Genomic DNA, 21170 nt, shown 5'->3' with positions numbered 1-21170 from the left:
GAGAATGGCTGCAAAGAAGGGTGGAAAGAAAGCCGCCAAGAAGGGCGGCGCGAAGAAGAAGGCTGCTGCGAAAAAGCCAGCCGCGAAGAAGCCAGCCGCGAAGAAGAAGCCGGCGGCGAAGAAGCGTACGCCGAATGCGGCCTTCATGGCGCCTAAGCAGCCAGATGCGGCGCTCGCCGCGGTCGTCGGTAGCAATCCGATTCCGCGGACCGAGATCACGAAGAAGCTCTGGGGCTACATCAAGAAGAACGGCCTCCAGGACGCTAAGGAGCGTCGCATGATCAACGCCGACGACAAGCTCAAGCCGGTGTTCGGTGGCAAGAGCAAGGTCTCGATGTTCGAAATGACCAAGCTGGTCAACAAGCACATCAAGTAAGTCATCGTCGGTCTGCACTCGGGGGGACGTGCCATTTCGTGCACGTCCCCCCGCTGCGTTTCATGGAACGAAGTACCGTCGTGCACCGTACGAATCTCTGCTAGCTTCAACCCGGGTGCCCGAGTGTCGGTTGCCCGCTGCCATCTGCAAATCGTCGTCAATGGCCAAAAGTACTGAAAAGCCTGCTCAGCCAAAGAACGTCGTCGCGCAGGCGCGTGGCGCCGGCAAGCCTGCGAACCAGCGCCCAATGAACAAGGTGTTGTGGGAGAACTTCAAGTCTCTCGCGGGCGCCGTCGTCATCTACCTGTTCGTGAAAACGCTGTTCGTCGAAGCGTTTCGAATTCCCTCAGGCAGCATGATCCCGACGCTCCTCGTTGGCGATTGGCTCTTCGTGAACAAGCTGGCGTACGGCCCCACAATTCCGTTCACGAACTCGCATCTGCCCGGGTACACGAGCCCAAATCACAACGATGTGGTCGTGTTCGTGTCGCCATATCAGGCCGACAACGCGCCTGATTTTACGCCTACACTCGTGAAGCGCCTGATCGGTATGCCGGGCGACACGCTCCATATGCGCGACGGCCAGCTGTTTCTGAATGGCGTCGCTCAGCACCAGACCTTCACGAACTGGAAGGGCGACGGTACGCAGACGAGCGCCGACTTCGATTGGCAGCACAAGAACGAGATCAAAGGCTCCCATTTCGGGGAGCCGCCTACGCAGCCGACGCTCGACAATTGGGGTCCACTGGTCGTGCCAGCCGATCACTATTTCATGATGGGCGACAATCGGTACTGCTCCAAGGACAGCCGTTATTGGGGCGTGGTTCCAAAGGCGAACGTGCGCGGCCGGCCGCTCTTCGTGTACTACTCGTACGTCCCTGGGCCCGGGAACGACGACGGTTCATGTAATGGTCAGGTCAGTGACCGACCGCTCCCGTTCATCACCGACATCCGTTGGGGACGAATCGGACACGCGATCCGATAGCCGCACAGTGAAGCGGCGCTAGAGTACTCTGGCGCCGCCTCCGCGGTCTTCGCATGCTGAAGGCATGCAGAACGCGCGCAGACGATCGTATTGGCGTCTCACGGCCCCGCAGCGGGCCGATCTCGTTCGCGGTGCACTTCGGGGTCTCCTCGTGTTCCTGTGGCTACCGTTCGCCCGCGCGCTCCCCGCGCAGGCGAGCGGCGAATGGCCCGCATGGGGCGGAGATCTGGGCGCGACGAAGTACTCCGCGCTGACCGACATCAATCGGTCGAACGTCGCGCGCCTCGCGCCAGCTTGGGAGTGGAGTACGGGCGAAACGCCCAATGCCGCGCTCCGGACGCGTCCCGGAAATTTTCAGGCGACGCCCCTCATGGTGGGCGACACGTTGTATCTGAGCACGTCGTACAATCGCGTCGTCGCCCTCGACGCCAATACCGGCCGAGAGCTGTGGTCGTACGATCCCAAGGCGTACGACGCCGGCCAGCCGCCGAATGGAACCGGCTTCGTCCACCGCGGCGTCGCCACGTGGAGCGACGGCAAGCAGCGCCGGATCTTTCTGAACAGCCGATGGAATCTCATCGCGATCGACGCCGCCACGGGTAAGACGATTCGAGAGTTCGGCGACACTGGAGTCGTGGATCTCACGAAGGACCTCGGCCGCGATGGCAAGACTGTCAACAAGCGACAATACACGCAGACATCGCCGCCCGTCGTATGGCGCGACCTCGTCATCGTCGGCAATGGCGTCGCGGATCGGTTGATCTACCCGTACGATCCGCCTGGCGACGTGCAGGCGTACAATGTCAAAACTGGAAAGCGGGCCTGGGTCTTCAGCCCGATTCCGACCAAGGCGCGCGACGTCGGCGCCGAGACCTGGGCCAACGAATCGTGGCGCAGTGCCGGACACACCAACGTCTGGGCTCCGTTCAGCGTCGACGACGCGCGGGGACTCATCTATCTCCCGGTGAGCACGCCGAGCAACGATTGGTATGGAGGTGCACGAAAGGGCAACAATCTGTTTGCCGAGTCCATCGTGTGTCTCGACGCTAAGAATGGAAAACGCGTCTGGCACTTTCAGACGGTGCATCACGGTCTTTGGGACTACGATCTGCCGACCGCTCCCGTGTTGGCGTCGGTAAAGGTGAATGGCCAGGCGCGCGACATCGTGGCAGTTCCGTCGAAGACGGGCTTCCTCTACGTCTTCGATCGCGTCGATGGAACTCCGATTTGGCCGTTCGTCGAACGCGCGGTGCCGGCGAGCGATGCGCCGGGCGAGGTCGCGTCTCCGTCGCAGCCGTTTCCGAGCAAACCAAAAGCCTTCGCTAAACAGGGATTCGGGTTCAGTGACATCGTTGATTTCACTCCAGAAATCCGATCGCGTGCACTCGACGTGATCAAGGACTATCGCGTCGGCCCGCTTTTCACGCCGCCGTCGCTCGGTGGCACGATCGTCATGCCCGGAGTGATCGGAGGTGCTGGCTGGGGCGGCGGCGCGCTCGATCCGCGCACGGGCACGATCTTCATCAAGGCGACGAACCAACCAGCGCTTTTTCGTCTCATTCAGCCAACGCGCTCGGATTCGCTGAACGCCGACTACACTGTCGATTTCGCGGAGCAAGGTGTTCGCGTGGTCCTGCCTGCGCGCGACAGTACGCAGCGTCCGCTGTCGCTCCCGCTCAACAAGCCGCCCTACGGCACTCTCACGGCGATCGATCTCAACACTGGCGATGAGAAGTGGACGGTCACACTGGGCGACATGCCGACAATTCGTAACCATCCGCTACTAAAAAGCCTGAATCTGCCCCCGCTTGGCGTTGCTGGGTCGCCAGGGCCGATCGTTACCGGTGGCGGTTTGCTCTTTCTGACGGGAGGCGGTTCGGTCCTGTACGCGATCGACTCCGATAATGGATCAACGCTCTGGTCGTCTGACCTTGGGCAAAGCGGCTATGCGAATCCAATGACGTATCGGACACGCGCTGGAAAGCAGTTCGTCGTGATTGCAACCGGTGCCGCGACGGGCGCGAAGCTCATGGCGTTCGCGCTCAAGGAATGAGGCACGGCCCCACCGCTCCGATGTACTCTTCACGATGCCGATGATCTTTCCATTCGACCCCGACATTCGCCGCGCTTCGACGCTACCGGCGCGACTCTACGTGGATCCGGTGTATCTGGAGCTAGAGCGCGAGCGCGTCTTCGCGCATACGTGGCAACTCGTCGGACGGATGGACCAAGTGGCGGAGACTGGCTCGTTCTTCACCGCGGAAGTCGGAAACGACTCGATCGTCGTGCTCCGCGATGGCGACACGCTCAGGAGTTTCTACAACGTGTGTTTGCATCGCGCTGGTCCTGTGGCGCATGGGTGCGGCAAACGCCAGACGCTCCAGTGCAAGTATCACGGGTGGACGTACTCGCTCAAGGGTGAGCTGTTGCGCGCACCGGAGATGGGCGACGTCGAGCGTTTCACACCAGAAGACATGCGTCTCCGGTCCATTGCCGTGGATACTTGGGGTCCGCTCGTTTTCGTGAATCTCGATGGCAAAGCTGCGCCCCTCGCCGACTACCTCGAAGACATTCCGAGTCGAGTCGCGCCGTTCAACTGCGAGTCGATGAAGTATGTAATGCGCAAGGAGTACGAACTCGCGTGCAACTGGAAGGTGTACGTCGACAATTACCTCGAGGGATACCACATCCCCGTCGTGCATCCTTCGCTGCACAAGGAAATCGACTACGACAGCTATCGCGTTGAACCGCACCGCTATTCATCGATTCAGCACGCGCCGCTGCGCGCGATGCCGTCAGGCGGTAGCGCCGATCGCAAGTACGATCCATCGAAAACAGACGTTGCTGAAGCAGTGTACGGATGGTTGTTCCCGAACATCATGCTCAACGTCTACATGGGGCAGATGCAGACGAACGTCGTGCTGCCCGTAGCGCACGACCGCACAGTCGTGGTGTTCGAATGGTTCGCCACGAATCCGCCCACCGACGTCGCTACCGACCCCGAATGGGCGCGCCTCGTTTCATTCAGCGACGAGATTCAGGACGAGGACATCGAGATCTGTCAGACGGTGCAACGAAACCTCCGGTCGCGCGTCTATGACCGAGGGCGATATTCGGCCGCGCGCGAAAATGGAGTGCATCACTTCCACTCGCTGCTGCACGAGTTTCTGACCTGAACGGAACCGACGTCGGTTTCGACGAGGGGTTTCCAGTGAGCTCGTGATGCGACGTTCGTCTTCGCTCCGTTCCGGTACGTCTCGACTCGTTGCGCTGGGCCAGCTGGCCTGTATCGGCGTTGGAACGGCGATTCTCGTCAGTCTGTGGCAGCGCGACCACAGCCGCGAGGTCCTCGCGCTGTTCGCGTGCGCATTGGTCGCAACGCTGCTCACAGCGTACGGCATGCACACCGCGAGCGCCGAGCGCGAAACGGTCGAAGAGCTCGCACGGACGATGGCCGCGGAGCGCGTGCTCACCGCAACGCTCGAGCAGACGGTCGAGTCGCGCTCGTCCGAGCTCGAAGATGCGCAGCGCGTACTGCAGCGCATGTGGTGGCTTGGACAGCAAATCACACTCGAGCTCAACCCTGAGCGAGTACTCGACCGCTTCCTCGAGGCGGTCATGGACATCGCGCAGGGTGACGGTGCGACGGTCGGGCTGCTCGACGGTGAAGGCAAGATTCGCCTCGTGCTCGCCACGGGCATCAGTGCCCCACTCGCGGGTACGATCGTGCCGGCGAGCAGTTCAGCCATGGGGCGCGTCATCCGCTCGGGCGAAGCCTTTGCGATCGCGAACGTTCACAGCGACACATCGGTTTTCGATCCCGCCATCTACGCGCGAACGAAAGACGTGATCGTCGGGTTGGCGGTCGTGCCGATCTCTCGTCGCGGCGAGTGCATCGGCGCGGTCTCCGTCGCCACGAGCACCGAACGTGTGTTCACGTCCGCCGATCTGGAACGCATCGAGGCGATGGGCGACCTGCTGTCCGTGTCGCTCGAGAATGCGGAGTTGGTGGAAACGATGCGTCGTACGGAAGCTCGCTTTCGAACGCTCTTTCGTGCCGCGCCAGACGCCGTGCTCACCGTCGTTCAGGGTGGGGAGATCCGTGAAGCCAACGACGCCGTACGTGAGATCACCGGCATCGCGCCGCAGCAGGTGGTCGGTCGCATGATCGGCGATCTCGTCGTGGAATCGGATCGCGCCAAACTCGCCGCGGCACTCGCGGCAACGTTCACCGGATCACCCGCGCGCGTCGAAGTCTCGTTTCGGCACGAAGGACTCGGCACCATGGCGAGCCGTGTTGCTGCCGTGGCAATGAGTCGACTGCCCGAAACGGATCCGCCGAGCATTCTGCTCGTCGGTCGCGACATCACGAGTGAACGTGACATGCGCGTTCGTCTCATGGAGTCGGACCGGCTTGCCGCAGTCGGAGAATTGGTCGCCGGCGTTGCACACGAGGTGAACAACCCGCTGAGTAGCATCAGCGCTTTTGCCCAGCTGCTGCTTCGTGACGGCGGACTCACGCCAACGCAGCGCGAGTCGATCGACGTAATCCGCGCCGAGACGGTTCGTGCGAGTCAGGTGGTGAAGGATCTGCTCGCGTTTGCGCGCCGCAGTGAAGCGTTGCGTGAGCCGCTCGATCTCAACAACGTGCTGTCGCGGACATTTCGGTTGCGCGGCTATCAACTTTCGTCGAATCACATCGAGCTCGAGACGGATTTCTCCGCCGAGTTGCCTGCAGTCATCGGCGATGCGCGTCAGCTACAGCAGGTGTGCCTCAATCTCATGACGAATGCGATTCAGGCCATGGCAGCGCAGGGCAACGGAACGCTGCGTGTAACGACGCGGAGCCAGGGTTCGTGGGTCGTGCTCGAGATGCGCGACAGTGGTCCGGGAATTCCCGACGCGGCTCGTGCGCACGTGTTCGAGCCGTTCTTCACAACCAAGGATGAAGGCGAAGGGACAGGGCTCGGGTTGAGCGTGAGTTACGGAATTGTGACTGCCCACGGCGGCACGATCGTCGTAGCGAACACCTCGTCGCAAGGCACGACCTTTCGCGTGAGGCTGCCCGCCGCCGCCGAGCCTGCGCACGACGCGCAGCCGGGCGACGTCGTCGGCGCCGTGCGTCGCTCGCCACTTTCCGGTTTGCGTGTACTGTTCATCGACGACGAGGCGACGCTCCGCGCCGGAGTGCAGGCGTTCGGCAAAATTCGTGGATTCACGGTGCTCACCGCGTCGGACGGGATTGAAGGAATCGAGATGATTCGCCAAACTCCCGTCGACGCCATTGTCTGTGATCTCAGAATGCCCGGAATGGACGGGCCGGCGTTTCACGAGCGTTTGCGTCGCGAACGGCCTGGACTCGCGGCTCGAACGATGTTCATTACAGGTGACGTCGTGGGTGCCGGTGGTCGTACGGGACTGAGCACCATTCGTCAGCCCATCCTGCCAAAGCCGTTTGCACTCGAGAAGCTCGAAGACATGCTCGTGTCACTGATGCGTGGCACGCCAACAATGGTGACGCCAGTGGTGCGGTCGTGAGTTGGGTCACTGTAGACCCATTCCGATGGTTCTAGTGTCCAAGTAGTCATGCCCTCCTTCTTTCCCAGACACACCGTCGAGCTCCGGCTCGAGGAACCGAAGGCCTTTCGGAAATTCTCCCTCTCGCTCGTCGAGATGGCGATCGTCACGGGCGTGCTCGTGAGAATTTTCCGAATGCTCGTGCTGACGCACGGCTCGAACAATTGGCCCTATCTGGGCGGTAGCTTCACCGTTGGCCTGATCTTTCTGCTTGGGATGGTGACGGCGCACCTCGCGAACTATCCACTCCATCAGTATCTGTGGCGCGCGCCGGCGTTTGCCTTCGTTGAGGTGGTGGCCGAGATGGCGACGAGTGCGCTGCTGATTGCCGTTGGCCACGAACCCAACGGCACTGTGCGCGCGCACTGGGACGATTGGGCAGGGTTGGGGCTCAACGCGCTGCTCACTCGCGGCCTCGCGATTGTCTTCTGGAGTTTGATTCTCGCCGGCGTCGTGCAGCTCGTACGTCGTACGATCGTGCACGAAGACGACGAGAAGCCCGTGCTGAACCCGAAGGTCTAGTCCTCTCGCAGCGCGGCAACAGGGTCGAGTCGCGCGGCGCGCCAGGCCGGAAGCATCGCGGCCGCAATCGCGACCGCAGCCAGCACGGCCGCCGACACCACCATCGTCATCGGGTCGGTCGGTTTCACGCCGTAGAGAAATGTCGTCACAAGCCGTGTGACGCTGAGCGTCAGCAGCGTGCCGATGACGACTCCCGCTGCGACCATGCGTCCGACTTCGCCGACCACCATGCGAATGACGCGACTTTGTGCGGCGCCGAGTGCGATGCGCACTCCGATCTCGTTGCGACGACGCGCAACGCTGTACGACATGATTCCGTACAGGCCGATCGTCGCGAGCAGCAGCGCGAGTCCACCAAAGAAGCCCGAGAGCGTGGCGAGCGTGCGCGGTAGTCGCAGCGACTCGGACACCTGTCGCTGCAACGGAATGAAATCGATCATCAACCGCGGGTTGACCTCGGTGAGAACAGCCTTGATGCTCGGTATGATCGCTGCGGGCGATCCATCGGTGCGAACCTCGATGGACAGGCGTCGATCCGTCCGCTCGCTCTGACTGAACGCCAAATAGGCGATCGGCTCGTCCGTTGCACGCACCGATCGATATTTCGCGTTTGCCACCACGCCCACGACTTCGATTGGTGCGCCGTAGGCCTTGCCCTCTTGCAGGCTGAAGCGCTTCCCAACCGCGGAGCCCTTGCCGAACACGCGCTTCGCCATCGCTTCGTTGATGATCGCGACCTTTGCGCCGTTCGGAACGTCGGACGAGTTGAAGTCGCGCCCAGCGAGTAGCGGTGTGCCCAACGTGGCGAAGAAGCCCTCGCTCACCTGATTCATCCAGACGATGTTGTCCTTCTTCGACGACGGCGCGAAGCCGTCAGCTTTGATTCCGTTGTTCCACGCGGCCGACCCGATCGGCGTTATTTGCGAAATACTTGCGCCGCGCACGCCCGGAGTTGCACGAAGGCGCTCGAGGAGCTGATGATACAGCGCGCCGCGTTGATCGTCGGCGAGACCGAGGGCACGCGTGTCAGTAGCGATTAGCAGAACCTGATCCTTCTTGAAGCCGGGATCTGTATTGGCGAGCCGCCTCCAACTTCCAAGCAGTAGAACCGCGCCGGCGACGAGCACGAGCGATAGCGCGATTTGCGCCACGACGAGCGCCTTGCCCATCGAAAAGCGCGAGTGTCCCTCGGCCACACCGCGTCCGTGTGACTTCATGGCCGAATGTGGGTTGACGCGGCCCATTCGCCATGCCGGCGCAAGACCAAACAGGACACCTGTCGCCGTCGCGACGATGACGGTGAAGGCGAGCACACGCGGATCGACGTTGAGGTCGAGCGATAGCGCACTCTTGGTCGTCGACATCAGACGCACGAGCACCTGGCATCCCCAGATGGCGAAGAACACGCCGAGTGTCGCGCCGATGAGCGCGAGCAGGACGCTCTCTGTCATGAGCTGCCGAATGAGTCGGCCGCGCCCGGCGCCCAGTGCGAGGCGCACCGCAATCTCACGCTGTCGCGTTGTGGCGCGAGCGAGCAGCAGGTTGGCAACATTGGCGCACGCAATCAGCAGCACGATGCCAACGACCGCCATCAACACGTACAACGCCTTTCGAAAGGTTGTGCGTAGCTGCGAGAATCCTTTGTCTGCGCCGCCGATGGTGAATTTCGCCTTCTTGTAATTCTCCAGCGACGCGGCGGGCCAGTTTTGCGGGAGTGTCGCTTCCACCAAACCAGGCGTGAGCGTCTCGAGCCGAGCCTCGACCTGCGCGCGGGTGAGACCAGGCTTGGGGCGACCGACGATTTGCAAAAACCAATTGCTGCGTTCATCGAGTGCGCTGTTCGGACCGGACACAATCGGTTCAGCGCAGAGTGGCACATAGATCTGTATGTGCTGACCGACGTCCATTCCGAAGAAACCCGGATCGATCACGCCGACGATCTGAAACTGATGGCCATCGAGACTGAGGTTCTTGCCAACCGCGCTCTCGCTGGCGCCGTATTCACTTTGCCAGAACGAATTGCTGATTGTGGCGATTGCGGGGCAGCCGCGGTAGTCGTCTGCGCGCGCGAGCGTTCGTCCAACGACTGGGCGCACACCTAGCGTTGAGAAGAAATCGCCGCTCACCCAATCGGCGTACACGCGTCGCGCTTCGCCACCGGTGGCGAGGTTGAACTCTGTCATCCCGTAGGCAAATGCGCCGCTGAACACGTCCTGGCGATCGCGGATGTTCTCCCAAATCGGATTGGTGAGCGTTTCGTTGCTGTCGCGCATTACGACCACCAGCTCCTCCGGATGATTCACGGGGAGCGACTTGAGCATCACGGCATTGATCAGCGAGAAGATTGCCGTGTTGGCGCCGATTCCGAGTGCGAGCGAAAAGATGGCAACGAGTGCGAAGCCGGGCGCACTGCGAAGGGCGCGAACGGCGTACCGGAGATCGCCGACGAGAACGTCGAGCCAACTGAAGATGTCGCGGTCGCGAGTGTTCTCTTTTTGTTGGCCGTAATTGCCGAAGCGGCGTCGTGCTTCGCGCTGAGCCGCAACCGGATTCATGCCCCGGGCAACGAGATCATCTTCGCGCTCGGCGAGATGAAAGGACATCTCGCGATCGAGGTCGTCGGAATGCTCGTTCGATCGAAAGACGTTGAGAATGCGCGTGAACCATGACATTGAACGACTCCAGAGAAAACGAAACGGCAGCGGCGTTGATCAGGCGTAGCGCAGGACGCGTTGTACACCTTCGCGCAGGCGTGCCCAGCTCTCTTCTTCGAGCTCGAGCTGTTTCTTGCCGGTGGCGGTGATGGTGTAGAAACGCGCTTGGCGATTCTTCTCGGTGGTGCCCCACTCGGCGCGCAGCCATCCGTCTTGCGACATGCGATGGAGGGCGGGGTAGAGCGAGCCTTCTTCGACGCGGAGGAGGTCGGAGGACACGCGCTGGATGTGCGCGGTGATGGCGTAGCCGTGCATGCGTCCCTGCGCGGCGATCGTCTTGAGGACGATGAGGGCGAGTGTGCCCTGGAGGATGTCGTTCTTGGATTTGGCCACGATGCCTATCTAGCTATACCTAGGTAGCTATGTCAATAGGCGTGAGGCGTGCGGCGGAAACGGCACCGCTGGCTAGTGCCTGGCGGCCATTCAAGCCTTACATTCGGCCATCCCACACCTATCGGCATGGCCTTTATGCGTCGAACCGCACGTTCTCTGACACTCGTTCTCTCCGCAGCGTTGGGTGCCGTGCTACCCGCCGGTGCGCAGAGCTTCAACACCTACCGACCCTTCGGCACCCTCCGCGAACAGGCTGCCCTGCAGCAGCGCTGGCTCGAGGGCCGAATGAAGACAGTCCTGCCGGCGCTCATGAAAAAGCACGGTGTCGACATGTGGGTCGTGCCCATGCGCGAGTACAACGAGGACCCCGTGTTCTCGTCGATGGTGGCGGCGACCACACTCAACGCGCGGCGACGGACGATCTACCTGTTCTACGATCCGTGCGCCTTCACGCGCGGCGACTGCGCAAAGCCGTTCGAGCGCCTCGCTATGGGCGGCACGTCGCAGGGTGGCATCTATCAGGCGATTCGCTCAATGAAGCCCGCGTCGGGCCCCGCAGGCGGCCAGGTGCAAGCCCAAGCTGAGCTTTGGGGCGACGAGCAGTGGCAGGTCCTGAAGACTGAGATCGAAAAGCGAAACCCGAAAGTCATCGCGATCGACGTATCGCGCGTGTTCGCGTTCAACGACGGACTCTCCGCAGGCGAACTCGAGGGAATGCGCGAGGCGCTCGGACCTACGCTCGCGGCCAAATTCAAACACGCCGACGATCTCGCGTTGGACCTGATCGCATCGCGGCTGCCCGAGGAGAGCGAGACTTACAAGAAGATGCAGGAAACGGTGTGGGGTATCATCGACACCGCGTTCTCGAGCGTTGTCGTGAAGCCGGGTGTCACGCGCACAGAAGACGTCGTGTGGTGGATGCGTCAGAAGGTCAACGACCTCGGGCTCGGAACCTGGTTCCACCCGTCAGTCGAGATTCAACGCAAGGGCGCGACCGACGCCCAGCTCGGTGAAAACCCGATCGTGCAGAAGGGCGACGTGCTGCACTGCGACTTCGGCATCACCGCCATGCGCCTGAACACTGACACGCAGCACATGGGCTACGTTCTTCGCGACGGCGAGACCGACGTGCCCGCAGGACTGAAGGCCGCGTTGCTCAATTCGAACAAGCTGCAGGACATCGTCGTCGGCGAAATCAAAGTGGGACGCACCGGTAACGAAGTTCTAAAGTCATCGCGCGCCAAGATGACGGCGGCCGGCCTCGACGGAACCGTCTACTCGCATCCCATCGGTATGAACGGACACGGCGCCGGCCCGCTCATTGGCCTCTGGGACTATCAGGACGGTGTTCCCGGGCGCGGCGACGCGAAGGTGATTCCGAACATGTGGTTCTCGATCGAACTGCAGGCGACCACGAAAGTACCGGAGTGGAACAACCAACCTGTGCGTTCAGCGCAGGAGGAAGACGTGGTCGTTGGTCCGGATGGCGCCGTACGTTGGGCGCTGAACCGGCAGACGAAGTTTCACCTGGTAAAGAGCAAATAAGGTCACAGGTCACAGGTCACAGGTCACTGGTCTCAGGGGAAAAAAGAAAGGTCTCAGGTTTCCCTGAGACCTCGGACCAGTGACCTGTGACCTTTCTAGAACTTCAATCGCACTCCGGTCATCAGCGTTCGGCCAGGAACGATCGTCAGGTTATCGGGCTCGTTCTTCTGATAGTTGAGCAGATTCTCACCGCTCACTTCGAATGTGAACATGTCGCGGAAGTCGCGCGACGCCGAGGCGCGGACGCGTAGGCCGCCGTTGTACCGGCGCCAGTAGTTCCGAAGCTGCTGACCAACGAGTTCGTGCGCCGCACGGTTGTCGCTCAAATACGCGTTCGACAGTCCGAGTTCGTCGTAGTTGATCCAGTCCAGCGCACGCGAGCCGCCGAGCGCGGCGGTCCAGCGGCGGCCAGCGTACGACAGGTTGAGCGCGCCCATACGCGAGGGAACCTGCAGCATGCGATCGCCAGTCATCAGATCGCCATTGTAGCCCGTGGCCAACTTCTCGACCCGACTGTCGACGAACGACAGCGTTCCGGAAACAGTGAGTCGGGCGAGATTGGCGGCCGCCTCCATTTCCCAGCCGCGATTCGAGATCTCGCCAACGTTCTCGAGCTCGTAGCGCATCCGTCGCGACAGCGGATTGTCGTCGACCGGCAATGCGACCTGCTGAATCAATCCCGACGCGCGCTGATCGAAGCGAGTGACACGCAGCGACATCGACTGACGGAACGCGAGGTCGAGACCGGCCTCCGTTCCCGCCTGTCGCTCGGCGCCAAGCGCGGGCTGCGTAGTGTTGTACGCGTTCTGCGGCACCGTGGTGCGGCCGAACGTCGCCGCCGGCCGAATTCCTTCGCCGTATGCGCCACGCAGCTTCACGGTGAGGCCTGCGTAGTCGCGAACGGCTGCCACGCCCAACATTGGAAGTGCGGCAACCTGATTTCCCGGCAAGCGACTGTCTCGCTCGAGACGAACGCCACCGCTGACGAACCAGAGATTGTCGAGCGACGCTGCAGCCTGAGTGGTGAGTCCGGTGTTGTTCTGCCAGGTCACCATCTCGGTGGGCTGCAACCGCGGCAGCGCACCGTGGTTTTGCGTTGCCGCCATCTCGTATGTCGTCGACGTTGCGCGTAGCAATCCTTGTTCGGCCGAGAACGTGACCGTCGCTTTCGTCGCGTCGCTATTGCCGAGGTGGAGCACGCTCGACGCGCGTAACGTTCCGCGAGTGGCTGCACCCTGCGCGGCGCGCAGTGCGGAGTCGGTGACCGTGGAGACTGGCGAGAAGCTCGTCTGGACGTTGGCGAGTGAGTAGCCGTCGAACCCGGCGACGACCGAATGAGTCCAGCGATCGTTTTGAGCGAACGTCGCGGACGAGCCGAGTGTGTACTCGCGAATCGACTGAGGCAGCGTGCTCTGCGTCGCGAAGCCCTGATTCAGGCTGTCGACTCTCGGCTGCACGAGCAATGGGCTCGTCGCGCCGCCGGTCTGTTGCGTAAAGAAGCGAGCAGTCGCACTGAAGGTCGATCGATCGCGAATGACGCGAGCTCCGCCCGAAGCAACGAGGTCGCGGCTATATCCGTTCGGGATGAAATCGCCAACGGTTCCAGCCGACACGTGAAGATCGGCCGAGCCTGTCGGGGAACCCGTCACGAGCGACAATGAATGATTCTGCGCGAGAACGCCACGCGCGAAATCGCTCTGCACGAGGCCGGCCGAGCTGCGAAGCATTGCGTGCTCGCCATCGGCGTTCGTGCCTTCGTGGCGCGTAACGATGTTGACGACGCCGCTGATGGCATCAGTACCGTACAGCGCCGAGCCCTGTGGTCCGCGAATCACTTCGACGCGATCGATTGCATCGGTCGAAAAGCGCGTGATTAGGAGCGGGTTCGCGACCTCGATGCCGTCGACGTAAATCTTGGGAGTGCTGAGTCCGAACGAGCTCGCACCGCGAATGCTGGCGAAGGAGCTTGCGATACTCGCAGGCGACTGCGTCCAACTCCAAACGCCGGGGACATAGCCGTCGAGAACGCTCGACAGGTTGTTGGAATTGTCGCGAGACAGCTGGCGACCGCTGATGACGTCGTTGCTCACCGTTGCGTCGCGCGACGAACTTCCGATGGCGCTGCCCGTGACGACCATCTTGTCGAGCACGCTCATCGACGACGCCATGTCCGGGGCAACCTGGCGTTCCGGTACGGGCGCGCGCGGAGCGAGAACGACTTGATCGCTTCCCACTGCTACGGGCGCGACGCTCGTTCCGGCCAGGAGGTCCGACAGAACGCGACCGACCGGAACTCGGTCGGCGGACAAACACACCTGGCGATCGAGCGGAACTGATTCCGTACTATACGAGAGGCGGATCTTCGTGATGGAGACGACACGATCGAGCGCGTCGCGAAGCGCGATGCTGCCGGTGTGTGCCGTAACGAACCGATCGAGCGGGGCGTTCCAGTGCTCTGCTGTGCTCGCGGAATCCGTGGACTGCGCGCACGCACGTGACTGCGCGACTACCGGACGCGCCAAAAGGAGCGCTGCACCAGCGCTCCATACCACCGGGCGTATCCTGCTCGCGAAGCTACTCACCGCACGATTGAAGACCCGCGGTTTGCGTGAATGGTTGCACTGTCTCCCTGACGCTCGACTCGTGCACCGAGAACGAGTGCAAGACTCTTTAGAACCTGATCGATCGAGTCGCTGTCGTCGAACGTCGTCGTCACGTGCTGCGTGAGCAGCGACGAATCGGCGACCCGAAGCTCGACTCCGTACCAGCGGCGAATCTCACCAGAGATACGCGCGATGGAGGCATCGTGGAACACGACGCGGCCAGTCGTCCAGGTCGTGTCGTCACTTCGGACTGTCTTCGGGTAGGCGCGCACCTGGCCGTCTACCGTGAGCGATCCGCGATCCCCAGCGGCCAAAATCGCGCCAGTCGAGGCAGCGGTTCCGTTCGCACGAAGTCGTACGCTGCCAGACAGCACTGACACAGAGGTCGTATCGCCTGCGTCGCTTTCGACCGTGAACGTGGTGCCTACGTCCTCGACCAGCGCGTTCGCGACCCGAACCGTGAAGGGCTTGGTCGTGTCGTGGCGAACGTCGAAGTAGCCGTCGCCCTGTAGCTCAACTGCGCGAACGGCCGTCCCGAAGTCGGCTGGAACGGTCAACCGGCTGCCAGGACCAAGAATGACACGCGAACCGTCAGCAAGCATGATCGAGTCGCGCTGTCCAGTTCGGGTGGAATAGGTTCGAGCGGCAACAGACGACACCTTAGCGGCCGAATTCGGCCGTTTGAGTGTCACCACGCCGAGGATGGTTGCTGCGGTAGCGAGCAATAGAACGGCTGCGGCGGATCGTCGGCGTGACGGGCTGCCGGCGCGACCGCCGTTACCGCGCTCGAGAGTTAGACGCGGTGACCCCGCCCGTTGTTCCATGCGGGCATGAACCTTTGTGAGCGCACCCTCGACGTCCACTGCGTCCGGTTCGCCATACTCGACCGAACTCAATTGCTCGACGAGTGCTTTATCCGACGGGTGCGCGTCGAGCCACTGACGAACACGCTCCGATTCCTCGGCCGAGCTTTCGCCGGCGAGGTATCGCGCGACCGCATCCCAATCGGATGGGTTCGCGCTGTCGTTATCGGAAGAACGGTCGTCGATCATACCCTATCGACACGCGACGAAATGAGTACCCTTATTTCGGATCATGAGACGCTCCCAGGAGTATACGGGAACGCGGTCGCTGGCAATAGACGATTTCCCCGTCAGAACGAACTCCTCACTCATATGACATGGATGACCGCGACCTTCTCGAACGACTGAAGTCGGGAGACCAGGCCGCGTTCGATACCATGTTTCGTGCGCACTACGCGCACCTCGTGGCGTTTGCACAGGGCATGCTCCGCGATCGCGCGGCCGCCGAGGACATGGCGCAGGAGGTCATGCTCGAGCTGTGGCGACGCCGTGAGGAGATCAACATCTCCGAATCGTTGCGTGCGTATTTGTTGAGAGCAACGCGCAATCGCTCGCTCAATCAATTGAGACACGCGAATGTTGCGCGTCGTGCAGAACCGCAGCTCGTTGGCGAAGAGAGCATGAATGCGACGGGCGCATCGCAGCTGGTTGCCGGCGAACTGCGCGACGCACTCACCGCGGCGGTGGCAGAACTTCCGCCCGCGTGTCGCGAGGTGTTCGAGCTCAGTCGCGGTCAGGGTCTTCGCTATGCTGAGATCGCTAGCACGCTCGGAATTTCGGTGAAGACCGTCGAGTCGCAGATGGGAAAAGCACTAAGACATCTTCGTCTGCGTCTCGCTGCGTGGCTCCCGGAACGGAAAGCGACGTAGCGCACATCGACAGGGTGTGCGCCGCGCTAAGGTGTCATGAGTCGCGAACCCCAGAAGAGGATGTCAGCATGAAGAGAATCGTTATCACGGCGACAGCGATCGCCGCACTCGGCGCCGCAGCGTGTAGCGACAGCACGAGTACCAACGCGCCGGCGAGCAATCTTGCCGTAACCATGGCCTCGGCCTTCTCCGCTGCTCCGGCTGGATACAGCAATCTCAGCAGCAGTTACGTCGGCGACGAAGGATCCGCGTTCAATCCGCAATTCGAACGCAACGACGATCATGGTCACGGTGGTCCGTTCAACTTTGGCGGCCGAGGATCTGGTCCGGGATTCGGTCTCGGATTCATGGGCGGCGGCGTATTCGGTGGATTCATCGGGAACGGCTTCATCCGATCGATCTTTGCGGGCGACGATAAGTCTTGCACCTACGCGAGTGCTACGGGCTTGGTCACGTGTGCACCATCGACGCGCAATGGATTGACGGTCACGCGCGTTCTTCAGTTCAAGACGACGGCGGGCGCCTCGCAAGCGAAGTTTGATTCGACGACCAACTCTGTGGCGACGACAACCACTGTGAAGGGCACGTCGACGCGTCACGATAGCAGCTCGAGCACGATCGATATGACGAGCACGCAGACGGTGACGGGACTCGCCGGCACGACGGGGCTCACGATGAACAGCGCGTCTGCTGGAACTGAATCGGCAACGGGCAAGTCGAAAGAAGGAGCGTTCACGGCAAAGCGCGTCGCAGGCGATACCGTAAAGGGTGTTGTGGTTCCATTCCCATCGGCGTCGAAGCTGCTTCCGTATCCGACGGCCGGTACGATCATTCGCTCGATGTCGGGAACGGTGACGATCACCGGTCAAACACCGACGACGTCGACGCGTCGTGAGGTGATCACGTACGACGGATCAGCGACGGCAAAGGTCGTGATCACGCTCGACGGTGAGACGCAGAATTGCACGCTGCCACTGCCGTTCGGCAGACTGACCTGCTCCTGATCGCGTAGGGTTTTCTTAGCGAGGGGAGCGATAAGGGTTGCGATTCTCTCGTGTGTCAAATGAAGTGGAGGCCGGCCCGGGTGGGGGTTCGGTTCTTCACTGAAGACCCGGCGGGGTGGTACTGAGGAAGCTCTCGGTATTCACCCCGCCGTTTTTTTGTCCCTAGCGAAGCCGTGCGTTCGAGGCGCATGCTACCGCGCATGAATCGTCCTTCGTCGCTACTGCGAATTCTCGGTCTCGCGTTTGGTCTTGCCATCGTCGTCGGAAATACGATCGGTGGCGGAATTCTTCGCACACCAGGCGACATCGCGGGTCTGTTGCCCAGTGCGTGGGCGTTCATCGCGATTTGGTTGATCGGCGGCCTGTACGCGCTGCTTGGCACGAACGCACTCGCCGAACTCGGCACGATGATGCCGCGCAGTGCCGGGCAATATCCCTTCGCGCGGCGGGCGTTTGGCGACTACGCGGGCTTTCTCGTCGGCTGGGTCGATTGGATCTCGACGTGCGCGTCGACTGCCGCGATTGCGATCGTACTCGGCGAATCGGCGGCGAGTCTCGTCGGACTTCCGTCGACGATGGCCAACCGCATCGCGATGGCTGCGGTAATCGTGTTTACGATTTTACTCGTACGCGGAACGAAAACGGGCGATGTCACGCAACGCATCACGAGTTTAGTGAAGACAGTTGCACTCCTCGTTCTCGTCGTCGCGTGCTTCGTCTTTGCGGGGCGTGCGCACATACCGCCGCCTATTTCGCCGTCGGCAGCGGTTGTGACCTCCGGCTTTGCTGCGTTCCTGCTCGCCGCGCAGGCGGTGATTTACACGTACGACGGTTGGTCCGGCCCGCTGTACTTTGCTGAAGAACTCGATGATCCGGCGCGACAGATTCCGCGTTCGATGTTCTACGGACTGTTGACCGTTGCCGCGATCTATCTGTTGATCAACATCGCGTTCCTCTACGCAGTACCGACGCGCGTGTTGGCGGGATCGCCGCTGGCCGCCGCAACTGTTGCGCAAGCGCTGTTCGGTGCACGCGGCGATGTGCTTGTTCGCGTCGTCGTCGTGGCGTCGATGCCAAGCGCGGTCAATGCGTGTTTACTCATGGCGTCTCGGGTGTTCTACTCGATGGGGCGCGACGGGCTGGGGCCGTCGATCGCAACGCGTGTGAACGCCGGTGGTACGCCCTCGGTTTCGATGATCACGACTGGAGTGATCGCTGTTGCCTTCCTCGCGACGGGGACGTTCAACACGCTGATCGGCATCGCGGCGTTCTTCTTTGTCGCTGCCTACGCGTTGTCGTTCGCGGCCCTGTTCGTTTTGCGGCGTCGCGAGCCGGAGGCCGACCGTCCATTCCGCGCGATCTGGCATCCATGGAGCACCGGCTTCGTGTTCCTTGGGTCGATCGGGTTTCTCGTCAGTGCAGTGTTTGCCGATCGACAGAACAGCCTTTACGCTCTCGCGATCGTGATCGTCAGCTATCCGGTGTTTCGACTCAGCCGCGGCAAGACTCTGCCAAGCCCTTCTGTCGACCCGTATGTTTCCGAGTAGAAGGGCAGGATTTTGAGAGCGAACTGAAGGAGTAGCAATGATCAAGCATGACAAGGAGCTGATCGTCGTCGGCGATCGCGTCCTCGTACGGTGTGACGAGGGCGAAGAGCGAACGAACGTTGGCCTGTACCTCCCGCCGACAGCGGTGGAGAACCAGGCTGTGCAGGGCGGAAAGATCATGGCCACCGGACCTGGACTCCCCATGCCGAGTCCGGATTCGTTGAGTGAGGAGCCATGGCGAACGCCTGAGCGTCCCACGCGCTTCGTACCGATGCAGGCGCGGAAGGGTGACTACGCGCTGTTTTTCCGTAAGGCTGCGGTCGAGATCACCTTCGAGGGCGATCGATATCTCGTAGTACCGCAGGCCGCGATTCTTGCACTCGTCCGCGACGAGTAGCGATACCAAAACACCCGACACAATCCCCACGGGGGTTTCTGAATATGCGACTACCTCAGCAGATGTACGACGAGCGTCTCGTGACGCCAATGCGCCAGGACCTCACCCGACTTGGCGTCAAAGAATTGCGCACGCCGGAAGAAGTCGACGCGCAGCTTGCCAACGCGAAGGGTACGACGATGGTGGTCGTCAATTCGGTGTGTGGCTGCTCGGCGCGGATGGCGCGTCCGGCGGTTGCGATCGCGCTGCAGAATCCGATCAAGCCGGATCATTCCACGACGGTGTTCGCGGGTCAGGACGCCGACGCGACGAACCGTGCTCGCAGCTATTTCACCGGCTATCCGCCGTCATCGCCGCAGATCGGTCTGATCAAGGACGGGCAGGTTGTGTTCATGCTCGAGCGGTGGCAGATCGAGGGCCGGCCGGCCGACGAGATCGCGCACGATCTCGTGAATGCCTTCAATCGGTATTGCAACGACTAGTCTGGACGATAGGCGCTAGGCACTAGAACACGGAAAGCGGGGCGCGGCGTATGCCGCGCCCCGCTTTTGTTGCCATCTGGCGCCTAGTCTCTAGGACCCAGCGCCTGCTCCCTACTTGTGGCTGAGCGAGTACACGTACGCCGCAACGGACTTGATCTCGTCGTCGGTGAGCAACGGAGCCTGACCACCGCGCGGGCGCATGGCGAACTGGTGCGACTTGTCCTTGATCGCTTCGGCCGGAACGCCGTCCGTGATGACCTTGACGAAGCCGGCGTAGCTGCCGTCGACCTGAAGGTGTGTGGAGCTCGTGAGGTCGGGCCCGTTCTTCGCGCCCTTGGCGTCGGCGCCGTGGCAACGGACGCATGACTTGGCGTGGAAGATCGAGTCGCCCTGGGCGACCATGCGGGCGGTGACGCCGGCGGGCAGCCCATTCGAGGCGGCCGGACGTGCAGCGGCGCTGCTCGCGGCGGGCGCGGAAGCAGCCGGCGCAGGCGCGGCGGCGGTGGTCGTCGCGCCGCCCTTGTGGCAGGCCGCGATGGCCGCGGCGGCGAACAGTGCGATCGTCGGACGGGCGATGGACGTGAGGTTCATGGGGCGGGGAGAGTAGGTGAAAACCAACGGAAACAGCCAGCCCTGCGGGTGCGCCTGCACTAACTCTACTTACGAAGACTCCGTCTTAGACGTTCGATCTGTGTTTGCGGAAACACCTTCGTTCTCGAGGACGAAGACGGGAAGCTTCAGTCCCCAGATGATCGATGCGACGCGAACTCCTGCGACGACAATCATACCGGCCCAAGTCGCCACGCCGCGAGCCGCGCCGAGGTTGACGAGGATGAAGTAGATCGCCGTTCCGGAGATGGCCGCGCTGGCGTAGAGGTTTCCTCGACGCAGCACGAGTGGAATCTCCGCACTCAGTATGTCTCGAACAGCACCTCCGGCGGAACCCGTGATGGTTCCGAGCACGATTCCGGCCAACGCCGGAAGTCCAGCACGTTCGGCGATTTGCGCGCCGGTGACGCTGAACATCGCGAGGCCGATGGCATCGGCATAGAGGAGCGTGGCTGCCGGCGGCGGACGCCAACGTACGTATGCGACGGTGATGAGCGCCGAGGCAACGATGACGATGATGTACGCCGAATCGGCGAGCCAGAAGATTGGGTGGCGCGCAAGAAGCACGTCTCGAATGGTGCCGCCGCCAACAGCGGTCACCAATCCGAGCACGATCACGCCGAGCAGGTCGAGTCGCTTACGGCCAGCCGCAAGCGCGCCGCTCGAGGAGAACACGGCAACACCGATCAGGTCCAGCGTGTAGAGAAGCACGGCTGATTCGAACGAGAAGAGATTTCGATACTC

General features: G+C 61.9%; 18 protein-coding genes. 12 read left to right on the top strand and 6 right to left on the bottom strand.

The features are described 5' to 3' along the window. Positions 1-4 precede the first annotated feature (4 nt). From AC6H4Z_RS23845 to AC6H4Z_RS23820, 6 genes are all read left to right on the top strand, one after another. Complete coding sequence (locus AC6H4Z_RS23845; protein WP_497544473.1) at positions 5-376, top strand: SWIB/MDM2 domain-containing protein; 372 nt, start codon at positions 5-7, stop codon at positions 374-376. Positions 377-536: 160 nt separating this feature from the next. Then, positions 537-1361 (top strand): signal peptidase I, encoded by an 825-nt coding sequence (gene lepB / locus AC6H4Z_RS23840; protein WP_497544472.1) that lies wholly within the window; start codon positions 537-539, stop codon positions 1359-1361. 64 nt (positions 1362-1425) lie between these two features. After that, the gene (locus AC6H4Z_RS23835) at positions 1426-3414 is read left to right on the top strand and encodes an outer membrane protein assembly factor BamB family protein (RefSeq protein WP_497544471.1); all 1989 of its coding nucleotides are present in this window, start codon (positions 1426-1428) and stop codon (positions 3412-3414) included. A 40-nt stretch (positions 3415-3454) separates the two neighbouring features. After that, positions 3455-4537 (top strand): aromatic ring-hydroxylating oxygenase subunit alpha, encoded by a 1083-nt coding sequence (locus tag AC6H4Z_RS23830; RefSeq protein ID WP_497544470.1) that lies wholly within the window; start codon positions 3455-3457, stop codon positions 4535-4537. Between the two features lie 46 nt (positions 4538-4583). Then, positions 4584-6899 carry a hybrid sensor histidine kinase/response regulator gene (locus AC6H4Z_RS23825; RefSeq protein WP_497544469.1) on the top strand — a complete coding sequence of 772 codons (2316 nt, stop codon included), beginning with the start codon at positions 4584-4586 and terminating at the stop codon, positions 6897-6899. Between the two features lie 48 nt (positions 6900-6947). Further along, on the top strand, positions 6948-7460 hold the full coding sequence (locus AC6H4Z_RS23820) for a hypothetical protein (RefSeq protein ID WP_497544468.1): 513 nt from the start codon (positions 6948-6950) through the stop codon (positions 7458-7460). Here AC6H4Z_RS23820 and AC6H4Z_RS23815 read toward each other — a convergent pair. Both AC6H4Z_RS23815 and AC6H4Z_RS23810 read right to left on the bottom strand, forming a co-directional pair. Further along, positions 7457-10132 carry an ABC transporter permease gene (locus AC6H4Z_RS23815; RefSeq protein ID WP_497544467.1) on the bottom strand — a complete coding sequence of 892 codons (2676 nt, stop codon included), beginning with the start codon at positions 10130-10132 and terminating at the stop codon, positions 7457-7459. The genes AC6H4Z_RS23820 and AC6H4Z_RS23815 overlap by 4 nt on opposite strands. Positions 10133-10171: 39 nt before the next feature. Beyond that, the gene (locus AC6H4Z_RS23810) at positions 10172-10507 is read right to left on the bottom strand and encodes a PadR family transcriptional regulator (RefSeq protein WP_497544466.1); all 336 of its coding nucleotides are present in this window, start codon (positions 10505-10507) and stop codon (positions 10172-10174) included. 135 nt (positions 10508-10642) lie between these two features. On the opposite strand from AC6H4Z_RS23810, the gene AC6H4Z_RS23805 reads away from it, so the two are divergent. After that, a complete protein-coding gene (locus AC6H4Z_RS23805; protein ID WP_497547085.1) occupies positions 10643-12052 on the top strand; it encodes a M24 family metallopeptidase in 1410 nt (469 codons plus the stop codon). Positions 12053-12147: 95 nt separating this feature from the next. On the opposite strand, the gene AC6H4Z_RS23800 is transcribed toward AC6H4Z_RS23805, so the two are convergent. Further along, on the bottom strand, positions 12148-14604 hold the full coding sequence (locus tag AC6H4Z_RS23800; RefSeq protein ID WP_497544465.1) for a TonB-dependent receptor: 2457 nt from the start codon (positions 14602-14604) through the stop codon (positions 12148-12150). Positions 14605-14630: 26 nt separating this feature from the next. Beyond that, positions 14631-15707, bottom strand: a complete 1077-nt coding sequence (locus tag AC6H4Z_RS23795; RefSeq protein ID WP_497544464.1) for a FecR family protein — start codon at positions 15705-15707, stop codon at positions 14631-14633. A 128-nt stretch (positions 15708-15835) separates the two neighbouring features. Here AC6H4Z_RS23795 and AC6H4Z_RS23790 point away from each other — a divergent pair, with 128 nt between their 5' ends. From AC6H4Z_RS23790 to AC6H4Z_RS23770, 5 genes are all read left to right on the top strand, one after another. Beyond that, a complete protein-coding gene (locus tag AC6H4Z_RS23790; RefSeq protein ID WP_497544463.1) occupies positions 15836-16387 on the top strand; it encodes an RNA polymerase sigma-70 factor in 552 nt (183 codons plus the stop codon). A gap of 68 nt (positions 16388-16455) precedes the next feature. Then, a complete protein-coding gene (locus AC6H4Z_RS23785; RefSeq protein WP_497544462.1) occupies positions 16456-17391 on the top strand; it encodes a hypothetical protein in 936 nt (311 codons plus the stop codon). A gap of 200 nt (positions 17392-17591) precedes the next feature. Next, complete coding sequence (locus tag AC6H4Z_RS23780) at positions 17592-18938, top strand: APC family permease (RefSeq protein ID WP_497544461.1); 1347 nt, start codon at positions 17592-17594, stop codon at positions 18936-18938. A 37-nt stretch (positions 18939-18975) separates the two neighbouring features. Continuing rightward, positions 18976-19335: a co-chaperone GroES gene (locus AC6H4Z_RS23775; protein ID WP_497544460.1), complete on the top strand. Its 360-nt coding sequence runs from the start codon at positions 18976-18978 to the stop codon at positions 19333-19335. A 44-nt stretch (positions 19336-19379) separates the two neighbouring features. Next, on the top strand, positions 19380-19817 hold the full coding sequence (locus AC6H4Z_RS23770) for a BrxA/BrxB family bacilliredoxin (RefSeq protein WP_497544459.1): 438 nt from the start codon (positions 19380-19382) through the stop codon (positions 19815-19817). Between the two features lie 111 nt (positions 19818-19928). Here the strand turns inward: AC6H4Z_RS23770 and AC6H4Z_RS23765 are convergent, their stop codons facing one another. Together AC6H4Z_RS23765 and AC6H4Z_RS23760 are read right to left on the bottom strand one after the other, a co-directional pair. Next, positions 19929-20408, bottom strand: coding sequence for a c-type cytochrome (locus tag AC6H4Z_RS23765; RefSeq protein WP_497544458.1), 480 nt, complete (start codon positions 20406-20408; stop codon positions 19929-19931). 69 nt (positions 20409-20477) lie between these two features. Next, the gene (locus tag AC6H4Z_RS23760) at positions 20478-21137 is read right to left on the bottom strand and encodes a trimeric intracellular cation channel family protein (protein ID WP_497544457.1); all 660 of its coding nucleotides are present in this window, start codon (positions 21135-21137) and stop codon (positions 20478-20480) included. Positions 21138-21170 lie beyond the last annotated feature (33 nt).

This window comes from Leucogemmata humicola (assembly GCF_055379415.1).
Note: the sequence above shows the minus strand (reverse complement) of the source record. Positions and strands in the feature narration are given on the sequence as shown.